The following is a 26,383-nucleotide window of genomic DNA, read 5'->3' on the forward strand; positions in this document are numbered from 1 at the left end:
GTTTGAACGTATGAGAACACAATGACAACTGCTATTCGCATCTCTGGAAAACAAAGCGCGCTGTTGATCGCAGGCATCCTGATGATTGCCACTACACTGCGCGTTACCTTCACCGGGGCAGCCCCGCTGCTCGACGCTATTCGCCTTGATTATGGCTTAAGCACGGCACAAACCGGTCTGCTGACCACCCTGCCTCTGCTGGCTTTTGCGCTTGTCTCCCCGCTTGCCGCAGGTGTCGCCCGGCGTATCGGCATGGAGCGCAGCCTGTTTATCGCCCTGCTGCTGATTTGCGCCGGGATTGCGGTTCGTTCCCTGCCCTCCGCAACGTTGCTTTTCATGGGTACGGCGGTGATTGGTTGCGGTATTGCGCTGGGGAATGTTCTGCTGCCGGGATTAATTAAACGTGATTTTCCAGGTCAGGTAGCCCGTCTAACTGGGGCCTATTCCCTGACGATGGGGGTCTCTGCAGCGTTAGGCTCTGCGCTGATTGTTCCTCTGGCACAAGGTAACGCTGGCTGGCATGGCGCACTGCTGATGCTGATGGTGTTTCCGTTGATAGCGTTGCTGCTCTGGCTGCCACAGTGGCGTCAAAAACACGTCGCGACGGTAACGGGCGCTGGCGCGTTGCATAATCGCGCGATCTGGCGATCTGCCCTCGCCTGGCAGGTGACACTCTTTCTGGGAATTAACTCACTGATTTACTACGTTATCATCGGCTGGCTGCCGGCTATATTACTCAGCCACGGATACAGCGAAGCACAGGCCGGCTCGGTGCATGGTCTGTTACAACTCGCCACTGCCATACCGGGTCTTGCTGTGCCGCTGATCCTCCATCGTCTGAAGGATCAGCGGATAATCGCCGGGGTTGTGGCCCTGATGTGTGCAGTCAGCGCGGCAGGATTGTGGTTTGTACCGGATATGGCAGTCCTGTGGACACTGGTGTTCGGCTTTGGCACCGGCGCAACGATGATCCTCGGCCTGACGTTCATCGGCCTGCGCGCCAGCTCTGCGCACCAGGCGGCGGCGTTATCCGGTATGGCGCAGTCAATTGGTTATCTGCTCGCGGCCTGCGGTCCACCGTTGATGGGAAAAATTCACGATACTGCGGGAGACTGGCGCATCCCGCTTTTGGGCTGTGCGTTGGCTGCGGTGGTCATGGCCATCTGCGGTATGCTCGCCGGGCGTGACCGGGAGATCACGCCTCGTTAAACATTGTGGCAGGCCGTCGGGCCTGCTTTTTTAGCCGCGCGCCGCGCGCAGCATCGCCTGTACCAGTACCACCGGGCGACCTTCCAGTGCCGCACGCTCATGCTGGAATAAGGTGATCACAAAGAATGGGTGGGTAACCAACTCTGCAGCGCGGATCTCACCCTGCTCATCCCAGCCAGTAACGCGCATATCACCGTTTTCAAGCGCCTGTGCAAACGCCGGCGATACGCCATAGTTACAATGATAGCCCTCTTCAATTTCTGGCTTACCATAGGCTTTCGCGATCAACGTATTATTACGCAATTCTATTGCATCGGTTTTTTCCACCAGCGAACAGGCCAAAGGTGCAATCACCATGGTGCCTTCGGTATCCGTTTCGGCATGGGCCGCATCGCTCCAGCCCAATACGTTACGGGCATACTCAATCAACGCATGCTGGAACCCACCGCAGGTACCGAGGAACGGAATGCTGTTTTCACGGGCGTAGCGTGCTGCGATAAAGGCAGCTTCTGTGTTTTTATAGGGGCTTGCAGGAACCAGCCAGATGGCATCGTAGCCCACCAGATCTTCAGGACTGGTTAAATCGGTCGTGGCAAGCCAGTCGTAATCGGCGGTGAGGTCAAGGACTGCGGCGGCGTCGTCAATGGCCAGCGGAATCGCCTGATGTGCAATAACATTAGGATTGTAATCGCCAACCAGCGCAATGCGCAGCGTCGTTTTTACCGGGAGGTGTTCCATGAAAGGTTCCTTATGCCAGGGAATTATCAGATAACATAAGGAACCTCAGACTACCGATCTTCTGCAATTATCACAATACCTTAAATTAGGAGGGTGGAAATATGATTCAATGCAAACGGGTCTATGAGCAGGCAAGCCCGGACGATGGCTATCGGGTTCTGGTGGACAGGCTCTGGCCGCGCGGGGTTAAAAAAACGGACCTCGCGTATGATGAATGGTGTAAAACGCTCACGCCATCAAATGAATTACGCAAGGCCTTTCACGGCGAAACCATTGATTTCGATGCCTTCAGTCAGGCCTATCGTGAAGAGCTGGCGCAACATCAGGACGAAGGGATGCGCCTGGCGGCGCAGGCAAAAAAGCAGACCGTCACCCTGCTCTACGGCGCAAAAGACAAGACACAAAATCATGCCCTGGTATTAGCCGACTGGCTGCGCCATCTGTAATCAGCCGATCATCAGCTCATCAAGGGTTTGTGGTGCTTCATCCGGGGTAAGCGGCATCAGGTGTTCAGGGCGAACAAACGCAAAGCCGTGCTGATTGTCAAAGGCGTAGACATCTCCCGTTACCAGCCATAGCGCGCGATCCGCCGTCGCGGGCAACTCCGTCATAACGCCATTGACCGGGTTAACGAAACGCAAGCCGGGCTGGCAAAGACCAAATAATTCAACGGATTTACCAATATTGCGACGGCCAGAGGCTGTGCGGGCACCGATGATCATCGCCATGCTGCCCGGTTTAAGCTGAAACATACTTCTCTCACGGTAAAGGTGGCCAGAAACTGGCTAAGAATAATCCTAAAGAGAAGTGTATCGCAGTCAATATGCCATTGTCACCTGGTGGGTTGCGGGTGATCACGGCGATAAAGCGTCCATTCATCGATCACTTCGCCACCCGGTAACTTGCACTCTGTGCGGACACCTTGTGGGCTTTGAACCGGGATCTGTTCCCCGCCTTTCTCCAGACAATAAACGGAGGCCGGGTTCGCCATACCGACAACGTGGGGCGGTTTCGGGGCATCAGGTGGTGGTGTTTTGGTGGTACAGGCGGCCAGGGGAAGTGCCAGCGCCAGAAGCAGAAATCTCATCTTATTGATCCTTTTGACATTATCAATAGTGTAAGGGTAACGGGTCACTCGCGCTTTCTCCATGGTTTCTCCATTTTAACTGCACTTTTCAACGCTATAGTGTGACGTGTTCTCAACATGACCAGAGAACATCATTCCGTAATCAAGATGTCTTTGCCCCGGTCTCAACAACGGGGCCTTTTTTCACCTGCGCCTCTCCCCCTGCATATATTAAATTTTCTATATTCATGTTTTACTATGCCAGAAGTCTAAAAATTCAGCATAACATGCAGATGCAGACGTCTTCTGCATGGGAGTCATTCTACGTCATGTCGGATATCATCCTTGCCCGTGTTTCAGAAACCCTCGCCACTGAACAATCCCTTGAAAGTCTCGTTCGTCAGCTGCTGGAGATGCTGGAGATTGTGACCGATATGGAATCGACTTACCTGACGAAGGTCGATATCAAAGCACGACTGCAGCATATTCTCTATGCCCGCAACAGCAAGCAGATGGAGATCCCGGAGGGGCTGAGTGTTCCATGGGATGAAACACTGTGTAAGCGCGCACTGGATAGCAACACGCTATTCAGCAACGATGTTCCTGAGCGTTGGCCTGATTGCGACGCTGCGAAAGCACTCGGCATTACCACCTACATGAGTATTCCTGTTCATCTTGCTGATGGTTCACTTTACGGTACGCTCTGTGCCACCAGCACGGCAAAGAAACCACTCAGCGAACGTGGTGAACAGGTTCTGAAATTGTTCGCCGGGTTGATTGCCCAGTACATTCAGAAAGAGTCTCTGGTGGCTCAGCTTCGGGAAGCCAATGCCGCGCTCATCGCGCACTCTTATACCGATGCCCTAACCCGTTTACCCAACCGTCGGGCCATTTTTGAGGATCTGACGACCCTGTTTTCTCTGGCGCGACACCTTAAACGTAATGCCATCATCGCGTTTATCGACCTGAATGATTTCAAACTGATTAACGATCGTTATGGGCATGAAGCTGGCGACCAGTTTCTGGTGGAAGTGGGCAAGCGTTTGACGGAAGAAAAACAGCAGGACGATATTATTGGCCGGTTGGGCGGTGATGAGTTTCTGGTGGCTTCTCTGAGCAAAACCGACAATGAAGAGGATAACACGCAGATAAACCAGTTAAAAACACGCCTCAATGCCTGCATTGCGGGTGAATACTGGCTGGGCAGTGTTCATATCATTTATCCGGGAGCCAGCATTGGTGTTATCGAAGTGGACCCTGATGTAGCCGATCCAGACAGTGCGTTACACGCAGCTGATATCGCGATGTATCAGGATAAGCAAGGAAAAAGCAAAACACGCTTTCTCACTAAGGATTAACGCCGTACACTCTACGGCATTACAGAAACCGAAACAGGTGATGATATGAGAATAGGGATCCTCTTCCCGGTCGTTATTTTTATAACGGCGGTGGTTTTTCTGGCGTGGTTTTTTGTCGGTGGTTACGCAGCTCCAGGGGCATAAATGAGAAAAACGACCCTCATTATGTTGATCGTTGCCATTGCTGCTTTTGCCGGGACGCAACTCGGCTGGTGGTAAACCCGCTACGTAAAAAGGCTGCCCTCTGGCAGCCTTTTTTAACGCGTTCAGATTTAGCTTTTGATTTTTCTGTAGGCAAACAGAACAACCAGCGCACCAATCACAGCAACGACGAAACTGCCGAAGTTAAAGCCATCGACCTTGCCAAAACCGAACAGTGTACTGATCCAGCCGCCGACGACCGCGCCGACAATCCCCAGTATTACGGTAACAATAAACCCACCGCCATCTTTGCCCGGCATGATCCACTTAGCCAGAATACCCGCAATAAGCCCAAAGATAATCCAGGATAAAATACCCATAACTTTCCTCTCTGTATGGTTTTTGTCATTAAATCAACGACACAAAAAAGAATAGCACAGGATCAGAGAAAGAAAATTTGTGATAGGCATCACAGTGAGAGAGCGTCTATTTTTTCATCAACAAAAAAGAGCGTTCCACATAAACTGTGGGGTTGAATCTTTTTTTGAGAAAGATTATCTTTCTCAACACTGAGTAGTTGAGTAAAAAACTCAAGTATTCAGTACGACATTGCTCACATTGCTTCCAGTATTTCTTGCCCACTCTTGAGTGGGCTTTTTTTTCTGGTCATACCCCAACAAAAGCGTACTGGTTACGGCCGCCGCGTTTTGCCTGATAGAGTGCCTGGTCTGCGGCAATGATAATATTCTGCTGACTACCGGCTATTTCTACAGCACGTGCAGTGGAGACCCCTACGCTTACCGTTACCCGCCCAAAAGGACTAAAAGCATGTTCAATTTGCAAAGAGAAGACATTGCGAATAATCGTCTGAGCAATGCGCCGCGCCTCCTGGATATCCGCATCAGGTAATATCAGCGCAAACTCCTCCCCGCCATACCTGGCCACAATCTGGTTATCACGAGTGAGACTTTTCCTGAGACTGTCCCCCAGTTGAGTCAGGCACCGATCCCCTTCAGGATGGCCGTAGTTATCATTGTATTTTTTGAAGTAATCCACATCCACAATCAGCACCGAAATCGGCGCACCGCGTGCCACGCAACCCGCAATTTCCGAGAGTATTTTTTCATCAAAACTGCGGCGGTTGAAAAGACCTGTCAGCGCATCCTCAGAGGCAATGATCTTCAGCTCTTTGTTATCTCTGGTTTTTCGTGATAAGTCCGAATACAGGAAATAAGACGCCACAATGAGTATTACGGTAAAAACGAAAATGAGTATGGCAAGCTGGATAGCCTGCTTGCGCCAGGGAGAGAGTGCCTCATCGGTGCTGACGGCCACCGTGGTGACCAGTCCGTAACGTGTGTTTTTCTCATAGGCATAAATGCGTTCGATTTTATCAAACCGGGAAATAGAACTGGCGATCCCGGTATTTTGTACCTTGAGATATTTTCTGAAGAGAGGCGAATCAGAGACAATCGCGCCAATATAGTTATTTTTAAAGGGATAACGGACCAGCAAGATGCCTGACGGTGTCGTTAAGCCAATGACGCCAGAATGACCAATATTAATCTGCCCGTAGAGTGCCAGAAAATTTTCGATGCCCAGTGTCACAACGACGACACCATTAAACGCGCCGGTATGGGTTTCAAGACGTCGGCTAATGGTGATAACCCAGTTACCATTAGTTCTGCTTACCACTGGCTCACCAATAAAAATCTGCTGACTCTTATTATTCTTATGGTAGATAAAAAAAGCCCGGTCCGCTCCTTTCCGGGGGCCAGAAAAAGTTTCGTGCAATGCGGTAAAGAGTTCGCCCCGGGCATCGTAAACAACCACATTATTAATCTGGGTAAGGAGATTATCCTGGTTACTTATCATCCGCTGGATATTGGTCGCCTGTTGTGGGTTCATGCCATAAATTTCGATTATGTCGGAAACAGTCGTAATCAGCATTTCACTTTGGCGCATGATCCCCTCAGTATACACATCAAGGGTATGGCTCAGGTTGGCAACACTGGTATTTATTTGCTGGATTGACTGCTGTCTGGATGTGGTAATTTGGACAGCAAGCGACAGCGAGATGATCAATGAGACAATGATGACGGTAATGGTTGTTGTGTAGAAAGTATTTTTTATATGCACGAGCTTTTCCACCTTATCACGCCTGACATCCCCGGCTGACAGCTATTGTCACTGTAACAAAGCTCAGGATAAGAGGAAAATGAATTGCACTTAAGCAGACCACCAGCCTCCTCTTTATTTCACTTTTCACAATCTGACATCGGGGGATACCCTGCCCATCGCAAAACCAAAACGCGGCTACAAACTCACATTCTCTCCTGGCTTAGCAGCAGAGGGTGAGCATCATAATGTTGCGCATGATTTATCGGTCCGAATGTGATCACCTGTCGTGACTATCAGGCTTGTGCCTCGTCCTGGCTGTGTTAAGATTTGTGAAAATCTGGGAGCGGACAGGATAACTGGATAATGAAAAAGATCATTGCCGTTGCTATCATTTCAACGCTTCTGGTCATCCTGTCGCTTTATGCGGTCAATGCTGTTATCGTTAGCCAGCAGAAGAGCAAACAACTTGAGATTTCCCATACTCTTTTAGAGTATTCAGAAGACCTGTCCCAAAGCGTAGCACTGGCTCTCAAAAGCATCACTACCCAGGGATGTGATAAAACCAGTCTTGATAGTTACAGACAAATAAAACTCGACAGCCTCTATTTCGGTGATGTCGGATTCATAGAGAAAGGAAAAATAGTCTGTACTGCTTTTTGGGGTAAACTCGCTACTCCTGTTGCACTTCCTGCAGAACTGCATAAAACCCCAAGGGGCTTTCTCCTGGCCCAGTTTGACAAAAAAGAGTTCTTTACAGGTAACGCGGCAATTTATCATAACATTATTATCTTCACCTCCCGCTACGCTTACGATAAATTCGCTCCGGTTACAGCGAGTTACTCTCTGAGTGCAACCACCAAAGACTTTGGCAGAACTTTTTTTTCGGCCACCCCTGCGTTTAAGCAACAGGACTTGCTGCATTCGACATTGTTTACCATCACCCTCACGCAGTGCAGCGCTTTCTGGGATTTATGCGTCATTGTGACACATCACAACGCAGGGCTTGCTTCGCTACCTCCCGCTGTGTTTACGTTTCTTGTGGTCATTTTGTATTTTATCTGGGTAGCGATAACGTTCTTTTTCTTCCGCATTTATGAAGACCGTTTCTCTCTCGAACGGACGCTGGTCAAGGCTGTCATCACCAATACCATCAGTGTTAAATATCAGCCAATCATTCGAATTCAGGATAAAAAAATAGTGGGTGTTGAGGTTCTGTCGAGATGGCACGATCAAAAACACGGTGATGTCTCCCCGGAGCTTTTTATTCCATTAATCAAAAAGATCGGCCTGTATAAAAAATATTACGTTAATATTATCGAAAAATCCCTTTCAGAAATTGCGCCACTTGCAACAAAACATCAGCTGGTCGTCTCACTCAATGTTGGCCGAACGGAAATTGAAGACGGGCAATTTATTACTATTTTACGTCGTGTGTGTTTACTTCATCGCATCCCACTCTCCTTGATAAAAATCGAACTCTCTGAAAAGGCTGTTTCCGCTGTAGATATTCTTGAAGAATTCTGTCGGGAATTAAAATCTCTTGGTATAAAAATATCAATAGATGATTTTGGTGTACAAAATTCAAACCTGGCCAGGCTGTCACTTCTTGAATATGATGAAATCAAAATCGACAAATCGCTGGTCGATGGCATCAGTGAACATTATAAACAAAACATCTTTGTTATTTTTAGTGATGCCCTCGCCCGGTTGAATAAACCCCTTGTTTTTGAAGGGGTAGAGAATGAAATACAATATCGTTTTATTGCTGACAGATATCCCAATGCCCTGGTTCAGGGATGGTATTTCTCAAAATCACTGACCCGCAGTGAGCTGGCGAAGAAACTTGTCGGCGTCGCGCGGTAACCACTGATGCCTGGCGCGCCCATATTTTTTTCTGATCAGGCATTTTCATTCCTTTCCCAAAAACATATAGTTGTCACATTCAGGCGGTAGATTACCCTGAAGCACACACTTATTTTGGTTAAAAACGTGAAAATATCCTTACTTTATCCAGTGGTACTCTTTTTCCTGATCGTTATTTTTGCGCTGTTTAGCGACAACCCCACCTCGCATATTCTGCGTAAAAAATGCATGTGGTCAGATAGCGTGATGCTGAGCTGCATAGCAAAGCATCAGCATAATGGTTTTTGAGGAAGGCTATTCATTCCCCCACTGATTGAGGAAATTCGCAATATCATCAATGCGACCAGCACGGATCCCGGCTTCAGTCGCCATCTCTTGCTGGGCTTCCTCACTGATCTCCTCGTTATTTGATAAACGGGTGAGCAGCAGCTGGAAATAACCTGCCAGCGGATCACGCTCTGAATCACTGACTTGCTCTGCGGCTTCCGTCGCGTACTCATCGACGATGTCATAATACTTCAGTGGGATTTCGTTGTTCATAAGCAGTCTCGTATCTGGCTTGTCATAAGTGGCGTAGTGAGTATATCGGACGACGGACGTCGACCATAGCATTGCTTCAGACCAGTAGCGCCAGCAAGGCGGCAACAGCGGGCAAGGCCTGCACATACAGAATTTTTCTGCTGGCGGTCACTGCCCCAAATATACCGGCAACCACCACGCAGACAAGGAAAAAGACCGTCACGTGGATACCCTTTTCGCCGAGCCAAAGGCTCCAGAGTAAACCTGCCGCCAGAAAACCGTTGTACAGCCCCTGATTCGCGGCCAGCACACGGGTTTCACGGGCAAATTCAGGACGGAGATTAAACGCTTTATGCCCGGTTTTTGTGTTCCACAGGAACATTTCCAGCACCAGGATGTAAAGATGGATGAACGCAACAACAGCAACTAGGATGGTGGCTAACATCATGCTTCTCCTGTAAGCAGAGACAAAAAAAACGGGAACCCTACGGCCCCCGTTAGTATTTAACCCAGAATCTGGATTACATGTTCGCGATAATCGCGTCGCCAAACTCTGAGCATTTCAGCAGCTTAGCGCCATCCATCAGACGTTCGAAGTCATAGGTCACGGTCTTGGCAGCGATAGCGCCTTCCATGCCTTTAACAATCAGGTCTGCAGCTTCGAACCACTCCATATGGCGCAGCATCATTTCTGCGGACAGGATGATAGAACCTGGGTTCACTTTATCCTGGCCTGCATATTTTGGTGCAGTACCGTGGGTCGCTTCGAACAGGGCGCACTCATCACCGATGTTCGCACCCGGGGCAATACCAATACCGCCAACCTGTGCCGCCAGGGCGTCAGAAATGTAGTCACCGTTCAGGTTCATACAGGCGATCACGTCGTATTCAGCTGGACGCAGCAGGATCTGCTGCAGGAACGCATCGGCGATCACATCTTTAATGATGATCTCTTTGCCGGTGTTAGGGTTCTTGATTTTCTGCCACGGACCGCCGTCGATCAGCTCACCACCGAACTCTTCTTTCGCCAACTGGTAACCCCAGTCTTTGAACGCGCCTTCGGTGAACTTCATGATGTTGCCTTTGTGAACCAGGGTCACAGAGTCACGGTCGTTGGTGATGGCGTACTCGATGGCCGCACGTACCAGACGCTTGGTGCCTTCTTCGGAGCACGGCTTGATGCCGATACCGCAATGCTCAGGGAAGCGAATTTTCTTCACGCCCATCTCATCGCGCAGGAATTTAATCACTTTTTCTGCGTCTGCAGAGTCAGCTTTCCATTCGATACCTGCGTAGATGTCTTCTGCGTTTTCACGGAAGATAACCATGTCGGTCAGTTCAGGGTGCTTAACCGGGCTTGGGGTGCCCTGGTAGTAACGAACCGGACGCAGACACACGTACAGGTCCAGCTCCTGACGCAGTGCAACGTTCAGAGAACGGATACCGCCACCGACAGGTGTGGTCAGTGGGCCTTTAATAGCAACGCGGTAGTCGCGGATCAGGTCCAGCGTTTCCGCTGGCAGCCAGACGTCCTGGCCATAAACTTGAGTAGATTTTTCACCGGTGTAAATTTCCATCCAGGAAATTTTACGCTCGCCTTTGTAGGCTTTCTCAACAGCGGCATCAACCACTTTCAGCATTGCCGGGGTAACGTCTACACCGATACCGTCACCTTCGATGAACGGGATAATCGGATTGTGAGGAACGTTAATCTTGCCGTTTTGCAGGGTGATCTTTTTACCTTCCGCCGGAACAACTACTTTGCTTTCCATTAACCTCTCCTTCGAGCGCTTCTGGTTGTTACTGATCTTATGTTAATAAATTGTAATGAGCCCTTCGATAGTACCTGATTGTCCGACGCCATGAAAGGTCTTCGTTATTAGGCTATAATGCGGCAATTGATAGAGCCTGAAAATACCATGAAGAAAACTTCTTTTACAAAACACCGGGTTGAGCGATTCAGCTCGCGACAAGCCGCCAGAAGACCGCAAGAAAGCCAGCCGAAGCGGGTAATTTTGTTCAATAAACCCTACGATGTTTTGCCGCAGTTCACCGACGAGGCCGGGCGCAGCACGCTGAAGGACTACATTCCCGTCCAGGGCGTCTACGCCGCCGGGCGACTGGACCGCGACAGCGAAGGCCTGCTGGTCTTAACTAACGACGGAGCCTTACAGGCGAAGCTCACGCAGCCAGGGAAGCGCACGGGTAAAATTTACTTCGTGCAGGTAGAAGGTGAACCGGATGAAGAGACGCTGGCAACATTACGCAACGGCGTCACGCTGAACGACGGTCCAACTCTGCCGGCAGGTATTGAACGCGTGAATGAACCGGAGTGGCTGTGGCCGCGTAACCCGCCCATCCGCGAACGCAAATCCATTCCGACAAGCTGGCTCAAAATCACCCTTTATGAAGGCCGAAACCGTCAGGTTCGGCGTATGACCGCACACGTTGGCTTCCCTACCCTGCGCCTGATTCGCTACGCCATGGGCAACTACACGCTGGAGAGCCTGGCTAACGGTGAATGGCGGGACGTTACCTCCTAAGGAGTCACTATGTTCAAACCTCATGTCACTGTCGCCTGTGTGGTTCATGCGCTGGGTAAATTCCTGGTCGTCGAGGAGACTATTGGTGGCAAAGCCTTATGGAACCAGCCCGCAGGGCACCTCGAAGAAAACGAAACGCTGCTGCAGGCCGCAAAACGCGAGCTGTGGGAAGAGACGGGGATCCATGCCGAACCTCAGCACTTCATCCGCCTGCATCAGTGGATAGCGCCTGACCACACGCCATTCCTGCGCTTTTTATTCGCCGTTGAGCTTAGCGAAATGTGCGCCACAGAGCCGCAGGATGATGATATCGACCGCTGCCTGTGGGTCACCGCTGATGAGATCCTGAATGCGCCAAACCTGCGCTCGCCGCTGGTTGCAGAAAGCATTCGCTGCTGGCAGTCTGCTGGCCGCTTACCGCTGGATGTCATTGGAGAATTTAACTGGCCCTTTACAGAGGGTGTCAATGGTGGGGGGGCGTGATAGAATACGCCGCCTTGAAGTTCAATGTCGTGAGTATTCCATGTCAGATAACAGCCAGAAAAAAGTAATCGTCGGCATGTCCGGCGGTGTCGATTCCTCCGTTTCCGCCTACCTGTTACAACAACAGGGCTATAAGGTGGAGGGCCTGTTCATGAAGAACTGGGAGGAAGATGATGGCGAGGAATACTGCACCGCCGCTGCGGATCTCGCCGATGCGCAGGCCGTATGCGACAAGCTCGGCATTGAACTGCACACCGTTAACTTTGCCGCAGAATACTGGGACAACGTTTTTGAACTGTTCCTGGAAGAGTACAAAGCCGGCCGTACGCCAAACCCGGATATTCTGTGCAACAAAGAGATCAAATTTAAAGCCTTCCTGGAATTCGCGGCGGAAGATCTGGGCGCAGACTACATTGCGACCGGTCACTACGTGCGTCGTGCCGATGTGAATGGCAAAAGCCAGTTGCTGCGTGGTCTGGACGGCAACAAAGATCAGAGCTACTTCCTCTATACGCTGAGTCACGAGCAAATCGCCCAGAGCCTGTTCCCGGTCGGCGAGCTGGAAAAGCCACAGGTACGTAAAATTGCCGAAGAGCTGGACCTGATCACCGCGAAGAAAAAAGACTCTACCGGTATCTGCTTTATCGGAGAGCGCAAATTCCGCGATTTCCTGGGGCGTTACCTGCCAGCGCAGCCGGGTAAAATTGTTACCGTTGACGGCGAAGAGATTGGCCAGCACCAGGGGCTGATGTACCACACTCTGGGTCAGCGTAAAGGCCTGGGTATCGGTGGAACCAAAGAGGGTAGCGAGGATCCGTGGTACGTTGTCGACAAAGATGTCGAAAACAATATTCTGGTTGTCGCTCAGGGTCATGACCACCCGCGTCTGATGTCCGTTGGACTGATCGCGCAGCAATTGCACTGGGTCGATCGCGAGCCGCTCAAAGGCACCCTGCGCTGCACGGTGAAAACGCGCTACCGCCAGACCGATATTCCTTGCACCGTAACCGCACTGGATGACGATCGCATCGAAGTGCGTTTCGACGAGCCTGTTGCTGCTGTCACCCCGGGTCAATCTGCTGTCTTCTATAGCGGCGAAGTCTGCCTGGGTGGCGGGATCATTGAACAGCGCCTGCCGCTGACCGCTGTTTAACACGATTGCACACATAAAGGAGACCGTGTGGCGAAGAACTATTATGACATCACCCTGGCACTGGCGGGAATTTGCCAGTCTGCCCGTCTGGTGCAACAGCTGGCGCATCAGGGTCATTGCGACGCTGACGCGCTGCACGTTTCACTCAACAGCGTTATCGATCTCAACCCTGGCTCAACCCTGGGTGTCTTCGGTGGGAGTGAAACTAATCTTCGTCTCGGTCTTGAAACCCTGCTTGGCGTGCTTAACGCCAGTAACCGTCAGGGATTAAACGCAGAGTTAACACGCTACACGTTAAGTCTGATGGTGCTTGAGCGTAAACTGAGCGCAGCGAAAGGTGCGCTCAATACGCTCGGTGACCGTATTGCCGGGTTGCAACGTCAGCTCGACCATTTTGATCTGCAGTCCGAAACACTGCTGAGTGCCATGGCTGCCATTTATGTTGACGTCATTAGCCCACTTGGCCCACGTATTCAGGTCACCGGTTCCCCTGCTGTTCTGCAAAGCCCTCAGGTCCAGGCAAAAGTGCGTGCCTCCCTGCTGGCCGGGATCCGCGCCGCTGTGCTGTGGCATCAGGTTGGCGGTGGCCGACTGCAGTTAATGTTTTCTCGTAATCGCCTGACTACTCAGGCAAAACAAATTCTTGCTCATTGTTAACCTCCCGGAGTTGCGAATTATGGAATTATCCTCACTGACCGCCGTATCCCCTGTCGATGGACGCTATGGCGATAAAGTCAGCGCGCTGCGCGGGATCTTCAGCGAATATGGTTTGCTGAAGTTCCGTGTTCAGGTTGAAGTACGCTGGCTGCAAAAGCTGGCCGCCCAGGCAGCAATCAAGGAAGTTCCTGCTTTTGACGCCCAGGCAAACGATTACCTTGATAAAATCGTTGCTGACTTCAACGAAGAAGATGCCGCGCGTATCAAAACCATCGAGCGCACCACCAACCATGACGTGAAAGCGGTTGAGTATTTCCTGAAAGAGAAAGTGGCCGCTGTGCCTGCTCTGCATGCTGTATCTGAATTCATTCATTTCGCCTGCACATCAGAAGATATCAACAACCTGTCTCACGCGCTGATGCTTTCTACCGCGCGCAAAGATGTGGTACTGCCTTACTGGCGTAAAATCATCGACGCGGTAAAAGCGCTGTCCGTGGAATACCGCGACATTCCGCTGCTCTCCCGTACCCACGGCCAGCCAGCCACCCCATCCACGATGGGTAAAGAGATGGCGAACGTAGCGTACCGTATGGAACGCCAGTATCGTCAGCTGGAGCAGGTTGAGATCCTCGGCAAAATCAACGGTGCGGTCGGCAACTATAACGCCCACATCGCCGCGTACCCGGAAGTGGACTGGCACCAGTTCAGCGAAGAGTTCGTGACCTCTCTGGGTATTCAGTGGAACCCGTACACGACCCAGATTGAGCCGCATGACTACATCGCTGAGCTGTTTGACTGCATCGCACGCTTCAACACCATCCTGATCGACTTTGATCGTGACGTGTGGGGTTACATCGCGCTGAACCACTTCAAACAGAAAACCATCGCCGGTGAAATTGGTTCTTCTACCATGCCGCACAAAGTGAACCCAATCGACTTCGAAAACTCCGAAGGCAACCTGGGTCTGGCAAATGCCGTGTTGCAACATATGGCAAGCAAACTGCCGGTTTCCCGCTGGCAGCGTGACCTGACAGACTCCACCGTTCTGCGTAACCTGGGTGTGGGCATTGGCTACGCGCTGATTGCTTACCAATCCACCCTGAAAGGCGTGAGCAAACTGGAAGTGAACCGTGACCGTCTGCTGGACGAACTGGATCACAACTGGGAAGTTCTGGCTGAGCCGATCCAGACCGTGATGCGCCGTTACGGTATCGAAAAACCGTACGAGAAACTGAAAGAGTTGACTCGCGGTAAACGCGTTGACGCTGAAGGCATGAAACAGTTTATCGACAGTCTGGCGCTGCCAGAAGAAGAGAAAACTCGCCTGAAAGCGATGACCCCGGCGAATTACATTGGTCGCGCCATCACCATGGTTGATGAACTGAAGTAATCTTCCCTCTGCCCTCTTTCCGCCCGGAAAGAGGGTTGCTTTTCCCCGGTTTACTAAATGTTTATCCCCACAACAACATAATCAGCGTTAGACTGTTTAGCGAAAAACACAATCAGCATCAAAACAATAACTTACTTATTAATCAGTAACTTATAACAATTACCGTGCGGACATTATCGGACAATAATGGTCATTTTATCGCCCCCAATCATGCCCCCAGCACGATTTTGCCCCCAAATTTGCCCCCAAAATTACCATTAATTAACCCCGTATGTGTTTGGTTTCAGAGTTTCAGACTGTTCGCCGGGTCGGTCTTTAACTATCTCTCGGGTAATATCCCCTTCAATTGCTCGGGCATGAACACTGAGCAACCAGCCGCCGCCTGTCGTATGTAAGAACAGGCGGCGGATTCCTTTACGGAGCTGACTCCTGTAAATCCGCCTCACTTGCTTCTTTCTGGCGCTGATTCCAGATGCTGCTCTCGGGCATATCCAAGCGAACGTCTATCCAGCTGTTGGCTGGTACGTCCATCGGTAGACCTTTTGTTTTAACGATCTCACCCTCATCACTCAGTATGTATTTTCGCTTAAACAGGCGGATTGTCAGCTCGCCGTTGTCGGTTTGCTCTGCTTCAACCACACCCAGTTCTCCCATGCCGCCTGGGTCCATCGGCGGCAGGAGCTGCCAGCCTTCCGACGCAAGACCAGCGGAGCCCGTCAAGACGTAAACGCCGATATCGAGCCGAGAGATTGTGACACCTTCAGCCTCGGCGTTCGCCGTTCCACAGCCGTACCAGGAGAAACCATCATCGGCTACGTCAGTACGCTGACTCTCTTCCTGAGACTTAACGATACGTGCCACCGGCGATGCCGCTTTAAGAGTACCGTCGCTGGCTTTAGTGGTGTTGGCCGTTGAGTAATTTTCATACCAGCCTGTGTAGGTTCCACCTTCCAGTGCGCGAAGGTAAGAACGCCCGCCTCTGAATGCAACCTGTGTGTTATAAGCGGATGACTGTGTGGAGTGGGTTACTGTAAAACCAAAAACAACACCGGTAATAGGTCCGCTACCTTGCCCAGTCCAGAAACATGTTTTCCCGGCAAACGTATTGATGTTTTCAGACCCAGTTCCGATACTGTTGCCTCCAATACCAGAAGAACCTACCGTAACAACGTTTTCACGAGACTCGCCAGCATTAAGAGTGGCTACGTTTCCCAAACCGAGGTTTGTACGAGCGTCAGCTGCAGCCGTCGCCCCGGTCCCACCCTGGTTAACTGGTACTGCCCCGCTTACCTTGTCGGCTTTGCCGTTCAATGCTGTGGTGAAGCTATTCCATGCAGGTCCGGTAAAGCTGCTGCCATCTGGCAGGGTAACCGTAACGTTTCCTGTACCGCTGAAAATGCTCTGCCAGTTCTGTTTGTCGTAATTGAGACCACGCAGGGCTTCTGCGCTCTGGGCGACCAGCGCCGCAGTGACCAGGTTCATTGCCACTCGCGGTACGGCATACCATGCCGCCACTGCCTGAGTGGGTCCTGTATAGCTGCTGACCAGCGTAAGTGAGGTATTACTGTTCACTGTTTTGGTCGCCAGCGTGTAGGGAATACCGCCGACGGTCACAACAATAAAATCTCCGGCGACCAGTTCGGTGGTAAAGGCAGTGCTACTGCCGGTGACTGCTGCTGAATTATTCGTCAGAGTCAATGTTCCTGCGGACATAAAGAATTCCTTAATTCATGTAATAAAAAACCCGCCGAAGCGGGTTATTAGTAGATTGCATCAATGACAGGAATGGAAAGTTTTGTCAGCCTTCGTCCTACCACGCTGTACTGAGATGTCCATGAGGTAACATTTCTCCCCCTCCCGGCTCGCACAAGGTTACCGTTACGGATGAGTCCGGCCCATTTTATATAGTCCCAGCCACCATATACTTCACTGTTATATCCGTAGCGGCCAAGTAAAACCATGCCATCCCCAATATCAGTGTTTGACCATGTGGGTGTATAGGTCTGGTTCCGGTACACAAATGGCCTTCGTGTGGTGGAGAACACACAGACCCCACCTTTTATAATATTCAACCCCCTCCCTGGTGAAGGAGAGACACCACTGGCAAAAATGGCAATCTGCATGGTTACGGTCGCATCCTGATCGAGCCCAGAATGGTCTTTTGTCGCAATGATGTTTGATCCGTCAAATTCAATAGTGACGTTTTCAGCGCTCCATTTTGCAAACACCATATAGCGGTCCCGTGAAATATTTGTCGTCGGTGTAGCCCAGCGCCCGGTAAATGTTATTGTCCCACGCCATACGCAATAACCTGACATCGAGGCATCAGTTATGGATAAAAAATCAGTGCTGTCCTTAATTAAAAGCCCCTTTCCTGAGGAGGCTGGCAGAATTTGCCATATTGACGCACCGAAAGTTCTTACTCGTGTCCAGTTGTCACTCCACCATGTGTTCATGGTGATCGTATTACCAGATACCGTAAAACCGTCCAGCATGCCGATAGTGGGAACAAGGTTTGTCCCCCTGTACAGTTGATAAACGGTATTGCGGGGAATTAGAACGATCTGACTGCCTTCCACCCGCTGATTAATTGTGTACTGGTTAATATCCCATGCTTCGTTCACGTTCTGACAGAATGAAGGGCAACGCAGCCCGGCAGTAATTTCCATTGCCGGACCGCCGTCATCATAGGTAATACGTAATCCCTTTGGCATTGTTACCACTCCCCGAGAACAATAAGATTTCCGCCGCCAAGATCAATTTTTACCCCCTTACCGTCAATGGTGACGCCATTACCATTACCCGTGAATGCGAAGTTACCACTGGAAGCATATAGCGCCCCATGCATCTCACAGTTCCCGTCTTTATCAATGTTCCAGCCAGCACCGGCGGGACCGGCAACATAGTTTGATGACCTTATGTAATTACCGATCTTCGCATTAGTTATACTTCCGTCCTGAATCATGGCATCACGAATGAACACTTGGCCGTTATAGACAAAAAATGCGGGCTGATAATTTCCCGGGTTACTTCCTGAGTAAATACCGAACTGATCAGCAGCAAATACTACTGTCGATTTGTATGATCCTCCTGATGGTTCGATGGACATTCCAAAGCCGGTGTTGTACTTCACTCCGTTTCGGACAATGCCCAGATTCAGTGTGTATGACGCTTTGGCTGTGCCATCGCTGGTCACCTCTGCGTTCATCTTCTGATTGACGGCCGCCGTCAAACTGCCAACCTGTGACTGCACGTATGTATCGAGAGACGAGATAGCTTTTGCGTTGTCACTGATGGCTGTCTGCTGCTGAAGAATTTGAGAATTGACCTCACCAAACTGAGCCTTAACGCTCGTTGTGAGCTGCGCAAGAGCCTGGTCTACTGTGGCGATCGTTGTTTTCACAGTCAGGATTTCGGCGCTTACCTGCCCCAACTGTTGGAACTGGCGATCCACAGTACCTTTGTTCGCCAGCGCGTTTTGCAGAATACCTTCGAGGTTTGTATTCACCCCTTCAGAAACATTTTTGAATGCATCAGAATCCCTGACAGCTTCGTCAATGATATCTATCAGGTCAGCTGTATCGGTCTGGCACAACGCGGCGACTTCCACGAATGCAGATGTTCCGAAAGCGTTAATGGTGCGGATATACCAGTAATAGGTGTGCCCGTTCTTCAGACCGTGGCTGCTCCAGGTGGTACCGACACCGGCGCGCGTTGCTCCACCTTCAACTGTGGGCGTGCTGGTATTCGGTAGTCTGGTTTCTCCGGACGTCCAGAAATCAAACTGCGTTGAGACGTTCGTCACTGCTGCCAGGCGCGGGTAAAGCGTTATGGCAAAATAACTCTGCTCTATATCCACTTTGGATGGCGGAGGCGGTGCCTGAATGCTGAATTCGAGATATGCCTCCGGCGACTCTGCGCCCATCTGATTGACCGCAGTGACATGAGCTGTGTAGGTTGCCTGAACAAGCCCTGTCAGCCTGGTGAATGAACCCGGAACCTGTGCAGACAGCACCATCTGACCTGCTTTGCGGATCACGACCTTGTTATAAACAAACTGCCCAATATTCTGCCAGGACAGCACGCCCTGCACCACCTGTCCAATTTCCTCTACGGTATATTTCAGGTTCTGCGGTTGCGCCACGCCTCCCGGAGGTAGCTGTGTAAACGGTGGGCGCTCAATCGGTTTCCCAATCGCATCACCCCAGACATCAGCAGTCTCTTGTTTCAGGGTGATCTGCACGCCATTCTGTATACCAAATTTCCAGTCAGTGACACGCATTTCGACATTAACTATACCGAGCGACGGAAAGTTTACTTTCACGTACATACCTGGACGGTAGCGGTAGCCACTCAGGTTCAGCGTGAGATTCATAGTGCGCGAAATTCGGGTGCGCTTCAGCTTAATATCCGCCAGTCGCTGGGCCTGAAACTCACTGGTCACAAACCGAAGTTTCATATCCTGCGATATTTCAACGCCATCTTCTGCAACCCACTCACTGACTGAAACAGCCGGAAAATCAGCCTCAGCATAGGTCTGTTTCGGGTCGATAAACGTTCCGTTAATGGTGTTAACGCGCTCAGACTGGGACACCTCCGGCATGATTTCGATGTCACCAGCCAGCTGGCTTTCAGTGATCACTTCAGTCGCCGGGCCGTAATACGCGCCAACCAGAATTCCGTGCTTACCAGCGATGTATGTTGGCTCAGCTGCACCCGCTGCCAGCATCGCTTCAAGGATGCTGGCCTTGTTTTCACTGAGATCAAATTCCCCGTTGAGGGTGTAACGTTTTTCTGATGCACCGTCGCCGTTTGTTACCATTTCGTCGCAAATATTGGCGGCTTCCTGAAACTGATCCCAGCTGATATCCGCATCAGGAACTTTCAAATAATTGCGGTAGTAATCCAGCACGCAAAGTGCCAGGTTATTGCTGTATTCCGTGCGGCCGGTGCGCGGGTCATAGACCTTGCGCCCTGTCTTCTCCACTTTGATATTGGGAATGCCGGAAGGAAATTTTTCAGCGTTAAACTTCAGCGACACACGAAGCCAGGAAATCCCCTTGCCGATCATGTCATTTTTCCACGATGGGCAATTTTTCAGCATAAAAGGGTCTGCCGTCTGACGATCGTTATGAACCTCATAAGTCGCGTTGCCAGAGTACGAACCGATGTCATCATCACCGAGATAGATGGTACCCACACCAGACAGCGGATGACCCGCCAGAGTGATAGCCAGGTGAAGCCATTCACCATCAGTCTGGTTGCCGGGCTGTTCTTCAGAGAAAAACAGGGTGCCAGCAGACACAGTCCTTCCATAAACCACCGTTTTTGGACTGGCCGCAGCGCGCAAAACCTGCTTCCTTTCGGATGAGTCCCGATAAGAGCCAAGGGAGGGCTTTTTGGTCATCATCTGCGTGGCCACCTGCGCAGCGATGGTGATGGCCATTGCTATTGCGTAGGCACCATTTGCAGCTGCAGCGCCAGCGGCGACAGTCGCAATGATAGGAATAGCGGCAGGCATCAGCGAACCCTCCATGTACTCATCGGTTTGACGCGCAGGCAAACCAGACCTGCCTCACCCGGCACCCATACAGCGCCGCCGTAAATCACTCCGGCGCATCGGGTTCCGGCGTTTTCTACAACCGCGATATCGCCGCGCTGAGCCATCTTCACAGGTACTTCATCAAGATATTTAGCCAGAACCTTTTCAAGCGAACCGCCACCGCGCAGCAGCGCTATTTTCGCCCCTGTTTCGCTGTCATACGTCCCGCGCCAGCCGTCAGCAAAATTCTCCCCGGTCATCGCTTCTGCGCAGTCAGCTGCAAACAGGCAGCAGTCATGTTCGCCCCATAAAAAAGGCCGCTTTTCAGCGGCCCTTATCACGGCGATTAATCTGTTATGCCAGTCTGGATGCTTCATGCTTCCTCACGAATAGGTAAATCCTGGCGCATCTTTTTTGCTGCCCCAGTAAATTGAACGTTCTGCCATTTGAGCGACGTAGCGAAATATACGGTCGCCCGGCTGGGCTGTCTGGTGGGATTCATCGGTATAGCGATCCGGGAAAGGTCGCTGCCAGTCCTCAAAAATATTACTGACGGTGTACTGCAGGGCGTTGGTATCTCCCGATGTCGCTCCGGTACCGGATACCCGGCCCTTAAAAATCAGGTCCGCCACCTGAACTACGCCATTGTCGTCCATTGCCACAAGATACAGCTCAGCAGGCTTGCCCACGCAACGCTCGTTAAGTGTTTTAGCAAACAGGGACATGTCCAGGCCGGACAAAGTCATTTTCAGTTGCGTCGGGCTTGTCGTGTTGGTTTCGCTCACGTCATCAATAGCGCCCAGCGTTCCCATGCCGTAATAGACAAATCCACCCAGCACCAGTGTACCGGTGCCGGAGTGAACGTAAGCCGTGCCGGACTCAAACTGGACATTTGCCGCCAGCACCGCAGTCACCCTGTCGCGGGAGAGCCAGGTGATCATCGAATCTGAAAAAGGGGAATACAGCATTAAAATGCCTCCTCAAACTCCAGCGTGTAGCTGGTAAAGACGCCTGGAATACGGTTCCCCGCTCCCTGCTGGTTATCCTTCAGCTTAAAAATGCCGTAGGGGTTAGCCACTTCAATTTTGCTGTTAACCGGCGGTGAAGTACGCAGCATAGGTGCAATCGGAATGATTGCGGTACCAGTTGAAGTGCTGGTCACATCAGCTGTAACCATTTTCAACTCATCGTGAACGGTGATGTAATCCCCGGTGCGCAGCACAAGCTTGCCTGGCGTCCAATCCTTGCTGCTCAGCTGCGTGCCTGTCTGGTTAGCGTCCTGAACAACCGGATTCCCGGCAGGCGTTCTGCCATCCCGGCCCCAGTCACGAATTTTTACCCTTCCATATTCACCATCGAGCGAGGCCACCAGCGCATCTATACGCCGGGATTTTTCATCGGTGAGATTGTTAAACGTCAGGGAGCAAATCCAGCGGGTACCGGGAAAGCGAACGGTCTGAGAAGCGCCGTTAAAGGGGGAACGAAAGGTTTTGGTATTACTTTCCGGCCGCCACGTCAGCGACGCCGGACATACATCTGCAGGCCATTCAAGCGCAGCCATAGTTACTCCTTACTTAAACGTTTAGCATTCTCCTGGCCGGTCCATTCGTCTGGAAATCCTTTAACGTTTCCTGCCTCGCCAGCTTCGCACCGTCTCTTGCCCCCCGTGCTGCCGCTTCTTCCATTGCCTGTTTAAGCGCGGCGTCGCCATTACCGGAAATGGTGAAATGCTGGGTAATATGGATTTCACCACTTCCCGCTGGTGAGGTTTGCGCCCCGGTTACCCGAACACCGAGCGAACCATCCGCAGAGCGTGTGAGTGGCATGATGGCTTCCGGGCCAGCCTCCCCCATCAGCCCAGTGCCTTTCGCAAAAGCAAAGTATGTCGGTGATCTGACAATGCTGTTACTGTAAGCACTGAGGCTGGCGGAAGCGTAAGCCCCTCCCTTAGCGTTGAGCTGAAGACCTGATGCAGCCGAGTTGTAAGAACCAGACGGTGTGGACCCGCCAGCAGAGCCACCAAACAATCCGCCCAGAAATCCACCACCGCCCATAGAAGATTGCAGCGAATTGACGATCATCGCGTTCAGGATAATTTTCTGCATAGATGCCAGTACCGATTTTGACCAGTCCTCCCAGTCAACCTTGTTACCGGCCAATGCTTCAGAAATATTTCCCACCAGCCCAGACATGGTATTGTTCACCAGGTCTGCTGACTGCGATGCATAATCGGAAGCAGTATCTACCCAGTTAGCAAAGCCCTCCCGCATCCCAGCAGCCCAGTCACTTCTTTGGGCATCAGACGCAGCGTAGAAACTCTCCTGATCGCGTAAGCGTTCATCGAGATAACGTTTATTCAGTGCCAACTCCTGGCGATACAATTCCTCAGAGATATCACCGGACTGATACTGGCGCTGAAGGTCAACGTTTTTCTGCTGAAATTCCTCCCTGATACGCAGCATTTCCTGCATACGCTCACGCATACGGCTCCCCTGCCCGTATCCAGTGAGCTCAGCCTGGTTTGATGCACGCGCGCTGGCGTTGGCATCGGCAAGGTTTGCCTCATACGCTGCCAGTTGCTCACGAATTTTCTGCTGATCAATAAGCGCGGCATTCTGCAAAAGGGTCTGTTTCTCGGACTCTGTCAGCGTCGCCAGTTCGCCCTGGCTAACCTGGTATTTCAGTTTTGCCAGTTCGGTATTTTGACCAGCCAGAGCGATCTGCTCTTTCTGCTGCTTGATGAGCTTGTCATACGTATCAACAGTTTTTTCGGCTTCGGATTTAGGGCCTTTCTTCTGAGGTTTACTGGCTTCATTATTACGCCACTCAGCCAAACCATTATTAATAAATTCGTTACGGCTAGTTTGATAACGCGGATCATCCGCAACAAACCCTAAATCGTCAGCCGCGTAAGCTAAACGTGCACGCTCTTTTGCTTCTCCTTTTAATTTAGATAATTCAAGATCGCGGCGACTTTTATTTAATGCATCGCTTTGACTGGTATTAAGCTCAGCCTGAGGAAGACGCATCGGGGCGTTTACAAGGCCCTGCCTAGCCATGAGCAGGCTATTACCTAGACTCAACAAGCGGTTAAATTCAGTATGCTGCCCATTCATCACCAATAATGATTGATATGCGCTGTTTTGCTCTGCCGCTTGCTGTCGAATCAAGGCGATCCGTCGATGCTCAATACCTTCAAGAACCTCCTGTATAGACTCAGATTTTGCCTGCATCTGAGCCAAACGTTCCTGCTCAACAACTAAAGAGCTCGTTGCGTTTGAAAGTTCACGTGTGGCGTCATCAATACTTTTCAGATGGTTAATCATATAACCACCTACAGTTACTCCAGGATTTGCCAGCATATGCTGATAACCGGCAATCTCTTCCTTTAGTTGCCTTACTTTTTGGGCTTGCTCATCAACGAGCCTGTTTTGTTCATCCAGAGCCTGCCGGGTCTTTGTTTCATTATCCGAAACCTCAGGCAGAGACATGGATTTAGTCTTAGCGCGCACTTCTTCGAGAGTGTTTGCATATTCCTGTGCTGAGCGTCTGGCTTGTTCTTGATTCTGATACATGGTGTACCATGCGCCAGCTCCAAGCAGGACCAAACCGGGGATTCCGCCCACCAATCCAAGTGCACCACTGATCAATCTTGACCCAGCAGCGGTCACATTATTGAGCGTTGTTTGTGCTGCTGTTCTGGCTTGAATATTTCTTGTTAATGATGCCTGAGCTGCGGATAATCTTTTCTCGGCAGCTGCCTGGGCATCTGTACCACGAGCTGCAATCAGTGCTTGTTGGGCACGATATACAGCTGCCCTGGCTCTTGCTGTAGAAATCTGGGTTCCCCTGAGCTGGGCTTCAGCCAATGAAACCTCGCTTTTTGCAGCATTTAACAACTCAGCCGTCGCAGATGCTGCACTAGTGACCATTCCACCAAGCCAGCGAGCTGTACCGACAGCCACTAGCGCACCAGCAGCCATTGCTACAGTATCAATATTGTCAGCAACACTATTAAACGCACCGGTTAATACCTTCGTTGTACCTGTAGCTTCGTTAGCCCCGCCTACCCATGCCATGAAAGCATTTTCTATCTTCGTAGAGGCGGCAGAAACTGTCTGAGGCATGGAGCTGAACTCATCTCTCAGCGTCCCAAGCTGGCTAATTAATGCCGGGACCACCTTGTCAGAAGTAAGCTGGCCTTGATCAGCCATTGCTTTAAGGTCTTTTCGCGCGACGCCCATTCCAGTTGCGAGCGCACGAATAACACGATCCCCATTCTCGTTTACGGAGTTAAATTCTTCGCCACGCAAAACACCTTGAGCAAGAGCCTGGCTGAACTGGGTGATAACTGAACTTGCCTCTGCAGTGCTGGCTCCTGAAACTTTTAATCCTGTAGAAATCGCTTCGGTAACCTTTAAAACATCTTCGGATGAATAACCGTATTCACGCATTGAGGCAGCGGAACGCGCAAACAAACTGGCATTGTCTGAAAAAGTCGTACCTGTGCGCTGGCTGATCTCCATCAGTGCACGCTGAGAAGCAATAAAATCATCGTTAGACTGGGATGCCTGCTTCAGTCTGGCGTTCACGGAACTCCATTCGTCCGCAAGTGAAATAAGGTGACCTGTTGCAAACGCTCCTGCAAATGCGCCTGCCAGCCCAAGAGCAGATGCCTTTGCTGTGTTAATCTGATTGGTAACCTCCGCCAGAGCTCGCTGTGTTTCACGCGACGCAGCAGCAGCCTGTCGTCCACCATTTTGCATAGACCGATAATAGTCCTGCCCCATTCGAGAGGCGCGTGATATCTCCGTCTGGAAAGATTGAGAATTGGCGGAAATTTTGATTATTAATTCGCGTAAGGTTGCCATTTATCCAAGCTCCAGACGTAAAAAAACCGCCGAAGCGGTTTTATTTTTATTGTTTCCAGACCTTTTGCCTGGCCTCTTCAAGGTATTCTTCATCAGTTTTAGGTGGAGGTGATCCAGCTGCCAAATCACTGCCGCAGTGTTTACATTTAATGGCTTCGCTTTTGATTATCTCCGCACAGAACGGACATTTCTTCATACCCTCGTTTTCAATTAAGTCTTTTTCTTCAGCAGCAACATCCTTCTTTATTACAAGAGAATGCACGAAAGCAATAATAAACAACAGCGCACCATACACCCACCAGGCAAAGAAAGAGCGGCCTTTGCTATGAGCAATTAAGGCCGGAATTAAGCCGATGACAATTGAAACAAGTAAAATTTCCATATTTTTGGTCCCAGAATAATTAGTCGAACAAATCCTAATATTTTCTGGGCTAAATGTCACTGCGTCGCAGCTGTAAGCGCCGCCTCAAGCCCGGCAAACGGGTCTGCACCTTCTTCATCAGGATCACGCTGCCAGCGCAGCAGCATGTCACTCATCGTGGCTTTTGCACCCTGAGAATTAAACACAGCCGTTGCAATTTGTGCCGCCTGAATGTCGCCCCGGATATCACCTATTGGGCTATGTTTATCAAATTCAGCCCAGAGCCTGAGCTCACTGGCAGACATGATATCCCGAAGCTCTGATAGCGTGCGCCCCATGCGGAGCGCAAGCGACATCAGAAACCTCAT

Annotated in this window: 27 protein-coding genes; 10 read left to right on the forward strand and 17 right to left on the reverse strand. The window is 50.9% G+C overall.

Going from position 1 to position 26,383, the window contains the following annotated elements; all coding sequences use genetic code 11:
• The first annotated feature begins 21 nt into the window (after positions 1 to 21).
• A complete protein-coding gene (locus tag HED65_RS07850; protein WP_114978132.1) occupies positions 22 to 1,209 on the forward strand; it encodes a CynX/NimT family MFS transporter in 1,188 nt (395 codons plus the stop codon).
• Positions 1,210 to 1,239: 30 nt separating this feature from the next.
• Here HED65_RS07850 and HED65_RS07855 read toward each other — a convergent pair whose 3' ends face one another.
• Positions 1,240 to 1,947 carry a CTP synthase C-terminal region-related (seleno)protein gene (locus tag HED65_RS07855; RefSeq protein ID WP_114978133.1) on the reverse strand — a complete coding sequence of 236 codons (708 nt, stop codon included), beginning with the start codon at positions 1,945 to 1,947 and terminating at the stop codon, positions 1,240 to 1,242.
• Between the two features lie 101 nt (positions 1,948 to 2,048).
• Here HED65_RS07855 and HED65_RS07860 point away from each other — a divergent pair, with 101 nt between their 5' ends.
• The gene (locus HED65_RS07860) at positions 2,049 to 2,393 is read left to right on the forward strand and encodes a DUF488 domain-containing protein (RefSeq protein WP_114978134.1); all 345 of its coding nucleotides are present in this window, start codon (positions 2,049 to 2,051) and stop codon (positions 2,391 to 2,393) included.
• Here the strand turns inward: HED65_RS07860 and HED65_RS07865 are convergent, their stop codons facing one another.
• On the reverse strand, positions 2,394 to 2,699 hold the full coding sequence (locus tag HED65_RS07865; protein WP_114978135.1) for a hypothetical protein: 306 nt from the start codon (positions 2,697 to 2,699) through the stop codon (positions 2,394 to 2,396).
• 80 nt (positions 2,700 to 2,779) lie between these two features.
• Positions 2,780 to 3,034 (reverse strand): putative hemolysin, encoded by a 255-nt coding sequence (locus HED65_RS07870; protein ID WP_114978371.1) that lies wholly within the window; start codon positions 3,032 to 3,034, stop codon positions 2,780 to 2,782.
• A gap of 308 nt (positions 3,035 to 3,342) precedes the next feature.
• Between HED65_RS07870 and HED65_RS07875 the strand changes: the two genes are divergently transcribed.
• Both HED65_RS07875 and HED65_RS07880 read left to right on the forward strand, forming a co-directional pair.
• Positions 3,343 to 4,371, forward strand: a complete 1,029-nt coding sequence (locus HED65_RS07875; protein WP_114978372.1) for a sensor domain-containing diguanylate cyclase — start codon at positions 3,343 to 3,345, stop codon at positions 4,369 to 4,371.
• Between the two features lie 45 nt (positions 4,372 to 4,416).
• Complete coding sequence (locus HED65_RS07880; RefSeq protein ID WP_014883431.1) at positions 4,417 to 4,515, forward strand: YoaK family small membrane protein; 99 nt, start codon at positions 4,417 to 4,419, stop codon at positions 4,513 to 4,515.
• A 128-nt stretch (positions 4,516 to 4,643) separates the two neighbouring features.
• Here the strand turns inward: HED65_RS07880 and HED65_RS07885 are convergent, their stop codons facing one another.
• Both HED65_RS07885 and HED65_RS07890 read right to left on the reverse strand, forming a co-directional pair.
• Positions 4,644 to 4,892, reverse strand: a complete 249-nt coding sequence (locus HED65_RS07885) for a GlsB/YeaQ/YmgE family stress response membrane protein (protein ID WP_114978136.1) — start codon at positions 4,890 to 4,892, stop codon at positions 4,644 to 4,646.
• A gap of 286 nt (positions 4,893 to 5,178) precedes the next feature.
• Complete coding sequence (locus tag HED65_RS07890; protein ID WP_411266776.1) at positions 5,179 to 6,663, reverse strand: sensor domain-containing diguanylate cyclase; 1,485 nt, start codon at positions 6,661 to 6,663, stop codon at positions 5,179 to 5,181.
• A gap of 333 nt (positions 6,664 to 6,996) precedes the next feature.
• Between HED65_RS07890 and HED65_RS07895 the strand changes: the two genes are divergently transcribed.
• Entirely contained in the window at positions 6,997 to 8,496 is a 1,500-nt protein-coding gene (locus HED65_RS07895; RefSeq protein WP_114978137.1) for an EAL domain-containing protein, read from the forward strand.
• A 294-nt stretch (positions 8,497 to 8,790) separates the two neighbouring features.
• Here HED65_RS07895 and HED65_RS07900 read toward each other — a convergent pair whose 3' ends face one another.
• The 3 genes from HED65_RS07900 to icd form a co-directional block, all read right to left on the reverse strand.
• A complete protein-coding gene (locus HED65_RS07900) occupies positions 8,791 to 9,036 on the reverse strand; it encodes a YmjA family protein (protein ID WP_114978138.1) in 246 nt (81 codons plus the stop codon).
• Between the two features lie 76 nt (positions 9,037 to 9,112).
• Positions 9,113 to 9,460 carry a DUF1304 domain-containing protein gene (locus tag HED65_RS07905; RefSeq protein ID WP_114978139.1) on the reverse strand — a complete coding sequence of 116 codons (348 nt, stop codon included), beginning with the start codon at positions 9,458 to 9,460 and terminating at the stop codon, positions 9,113 to 9,115.
• 76 nt (positions 9,461 to 9,536) lie between these two features.
• The gene (icd, locus tag HED65_RS07910; RefSeq protein WP_028019009.1) at positions 9,537 to 10,787 is read right to left on the reverse strand and encodes an NADP-dependent isocitrate dehydrogenase; all 1,251 of its coding nucleotides are present in this window, start codon (positions 10,785 to 10,787) and stop codon (positions 9,537 to 9,539) included.
• Positions 10,788 to 10,904: 117 nt separating this feature from the next.
• On the opposite strand from icd, the gene rluE reads away from it, so the two are divergent.
• The 5 genes from rluE to purB are packed head-to-tail and all read left to right on the forward strand — an operon-like array spanning position 10,905 to position 15,241.
• Positions 10,905 to 11,558 (forward strand): 23S rRNA pseudouridine(2457) synthase RluE, encoded by a 654-nt coding sequence (gene rluE / locus HED65_RS07915; RefSeq protein ID WP_114978140.1) that lies wholly within the window; start codon positions 10,905 to 10,907, stop codon positions 11,556 to 11,558.
• Positions 11,559 to 11,567: 9 nt separating this feature from the next.
• Entirely contained in the window at positions 11,568 to 12,041 is a 474-nt protein-coding gene (locus HED65_RS07920; RefSeq protein WP_114978141.1) for an NUDIX hydrolase, read from the forward strand.
• Between the two features lie 40 nt (positions 12,042 to 12,081).
• Positions 12,082 to 13,194, forward strand: a complete 1,113-nt coding sequence (gene mnmA / locus HED65_RS07925; protein ID WP_114978142.1) for a tRNA 2-thiouridine(34) synthase MnmA — start codon at positions 12,082 to 12,084, stop codon at positions 13,192 to 13,194.
• Between the two features lie 27 nt (positions 13,195 to 13,221).
• Entirely contained in the window at positions 13,222 to 13,851 is a 630-nt protein-coding gene (gene hflD / locus HED65_RS07930; protein WP_114978143.1) for a high frequency lysogenization protein HflD, read from the forward strand.
• A 19-nt stretch (positions 13,852 to 13,870) separates the two neighbouring features.
• Positions 13,871 to 15,241: an adenylosuccinate lyase gene (gene purB, locus HED65_RS07935; protein ID WP_028019014.1), complete on the forward strand. Its 1,371-nt coding sequence runs from the start codon at positions 13,871 to 13,873 to the stop codon at positions 15,239 to 15,241.
• 414 nt (positions 15,242 to 15,655) lie between these two features.
• On the opposite strand, the gene HED65_RS07940 is transcribed toward purB, so the two are convergent.
• The 9 genes from HED65_RS07940 to HED65_RS07980 are packed head-to-tail and all read right to left on the reverse strand — an operon-like array spanning position 15,656 to position 26,383.
• Entirely contained in the window at positions 15,656 to 16,954 is a 1,299-nt protein-coding gene (locus HED65_RS07940; RefSeq protein WP_114978144.1) for a phage tail fiber protein, read from the reverse strand.
• A 47-nt stretch (positions 16,955 to 17,001) separates the two neighbouring features.
• Positions 17,002 to 17,955, reverse strand: coding sequence for a DUF6453 family protein (locus HED65_RS07945; protein ID WP_114978145.1), 954 nt, complete (start codon positions 17,953 to 17,955; stop codon positions 17,002 to 17,004).
• 2 nt (positions 17,956 to 17,957) lie between these two features.
• Positions 17,958 to 20,762: a phage tail tip fiber protein gene (locus HED65_RS07950; RefSeq protein ID WP_114978146.1), complete on the reverse strand. Its 2,805-nt coding sequence runs from the start codon at positions 20,760 to 20,762 to the stop codon at positions 17,958 to 17,960.
• Positions 20,762 to 21,160, reverse strand: coding sequence for a DUF6950 family protein (locus HED65_RS07955; protein WP_114978147.1), 399 nt, complete (start codon positions 21,158 to 21,160; stop codon positions 20,762 to 20,764). Before HED65_RS07955 ends, HED65_RS07950 begins: the two co-directional genes overlap by 1 nt.
• Positions 21,161 to 21,166: 6 nt before the next feature.
• Positions 21,167 to 21,751: a hypothetical protein gene (locus tag HED65_RS07960; RefSeq protein ID WP_114978148.1), complete on the reverse strand. Its 585-nt coding sequence runs from the start codon at positions 21,749 to 21,751 to the stop codon at positions 21,167 to 21,169.
• Positions 21,751 to 22,344, reverse strand: coding sequence for a hypothetical protein (locus HED65_RS07965; protein WP_114978149.1), 594 nt, complete (start codon positions 22,342 to 22,344; stop codon positions 21,751 to 21,753). The genes HED65_RS07960 and HED65_RS07965 overlap by 1 nt, the downstream gene beginning before the upstream one ends.
• Before the next feature lie 13 nt (positions 22,345 to 22,357).
• Entirely contained in the window at positions 22,358 to 25,654 is a 3,297-nt protein-coding gene (locus HED65_RS07970) for a phage tail tape measure protein (RefSeq protein WP_114978150.1), read from the reverse strand.
• Between the two features lie 46 nt (positions 25,655 to 25,700).
• Positions 25,701 to 26,036 (reverse strand): zinc ribbon domain-containing protein, encoded by a 336-nt coding sequence (locus HED65_RS07975; protein ID WP_000404385.1) that lies wholly within the window; start codon positions 26,034 to 26,036, stop codon positions 25,701 to 25,703.
• A gap of 56 nt (positions 26,037 to 26,092) precedes the next feature.
• On the reverse strand, positions 26,093 to 26,383 hold the full coding sequence (locus tag HED65_RS07980) for a phage tail assembly protein T (protein ID WP_114978151.1): 291 nt from the start codon (positions 26,381 to 26,383) through the stop codon (positions 26,093 to 26,095).

Source organism: Pantoea sp. LS15 (genome assembly GCF_012241585.1).
Lineage (GTDB): Bacteria > Pseudomonadota > Gammaproteobacteria > Enterobacterales > Enterobacteriaceae > Enterobacter.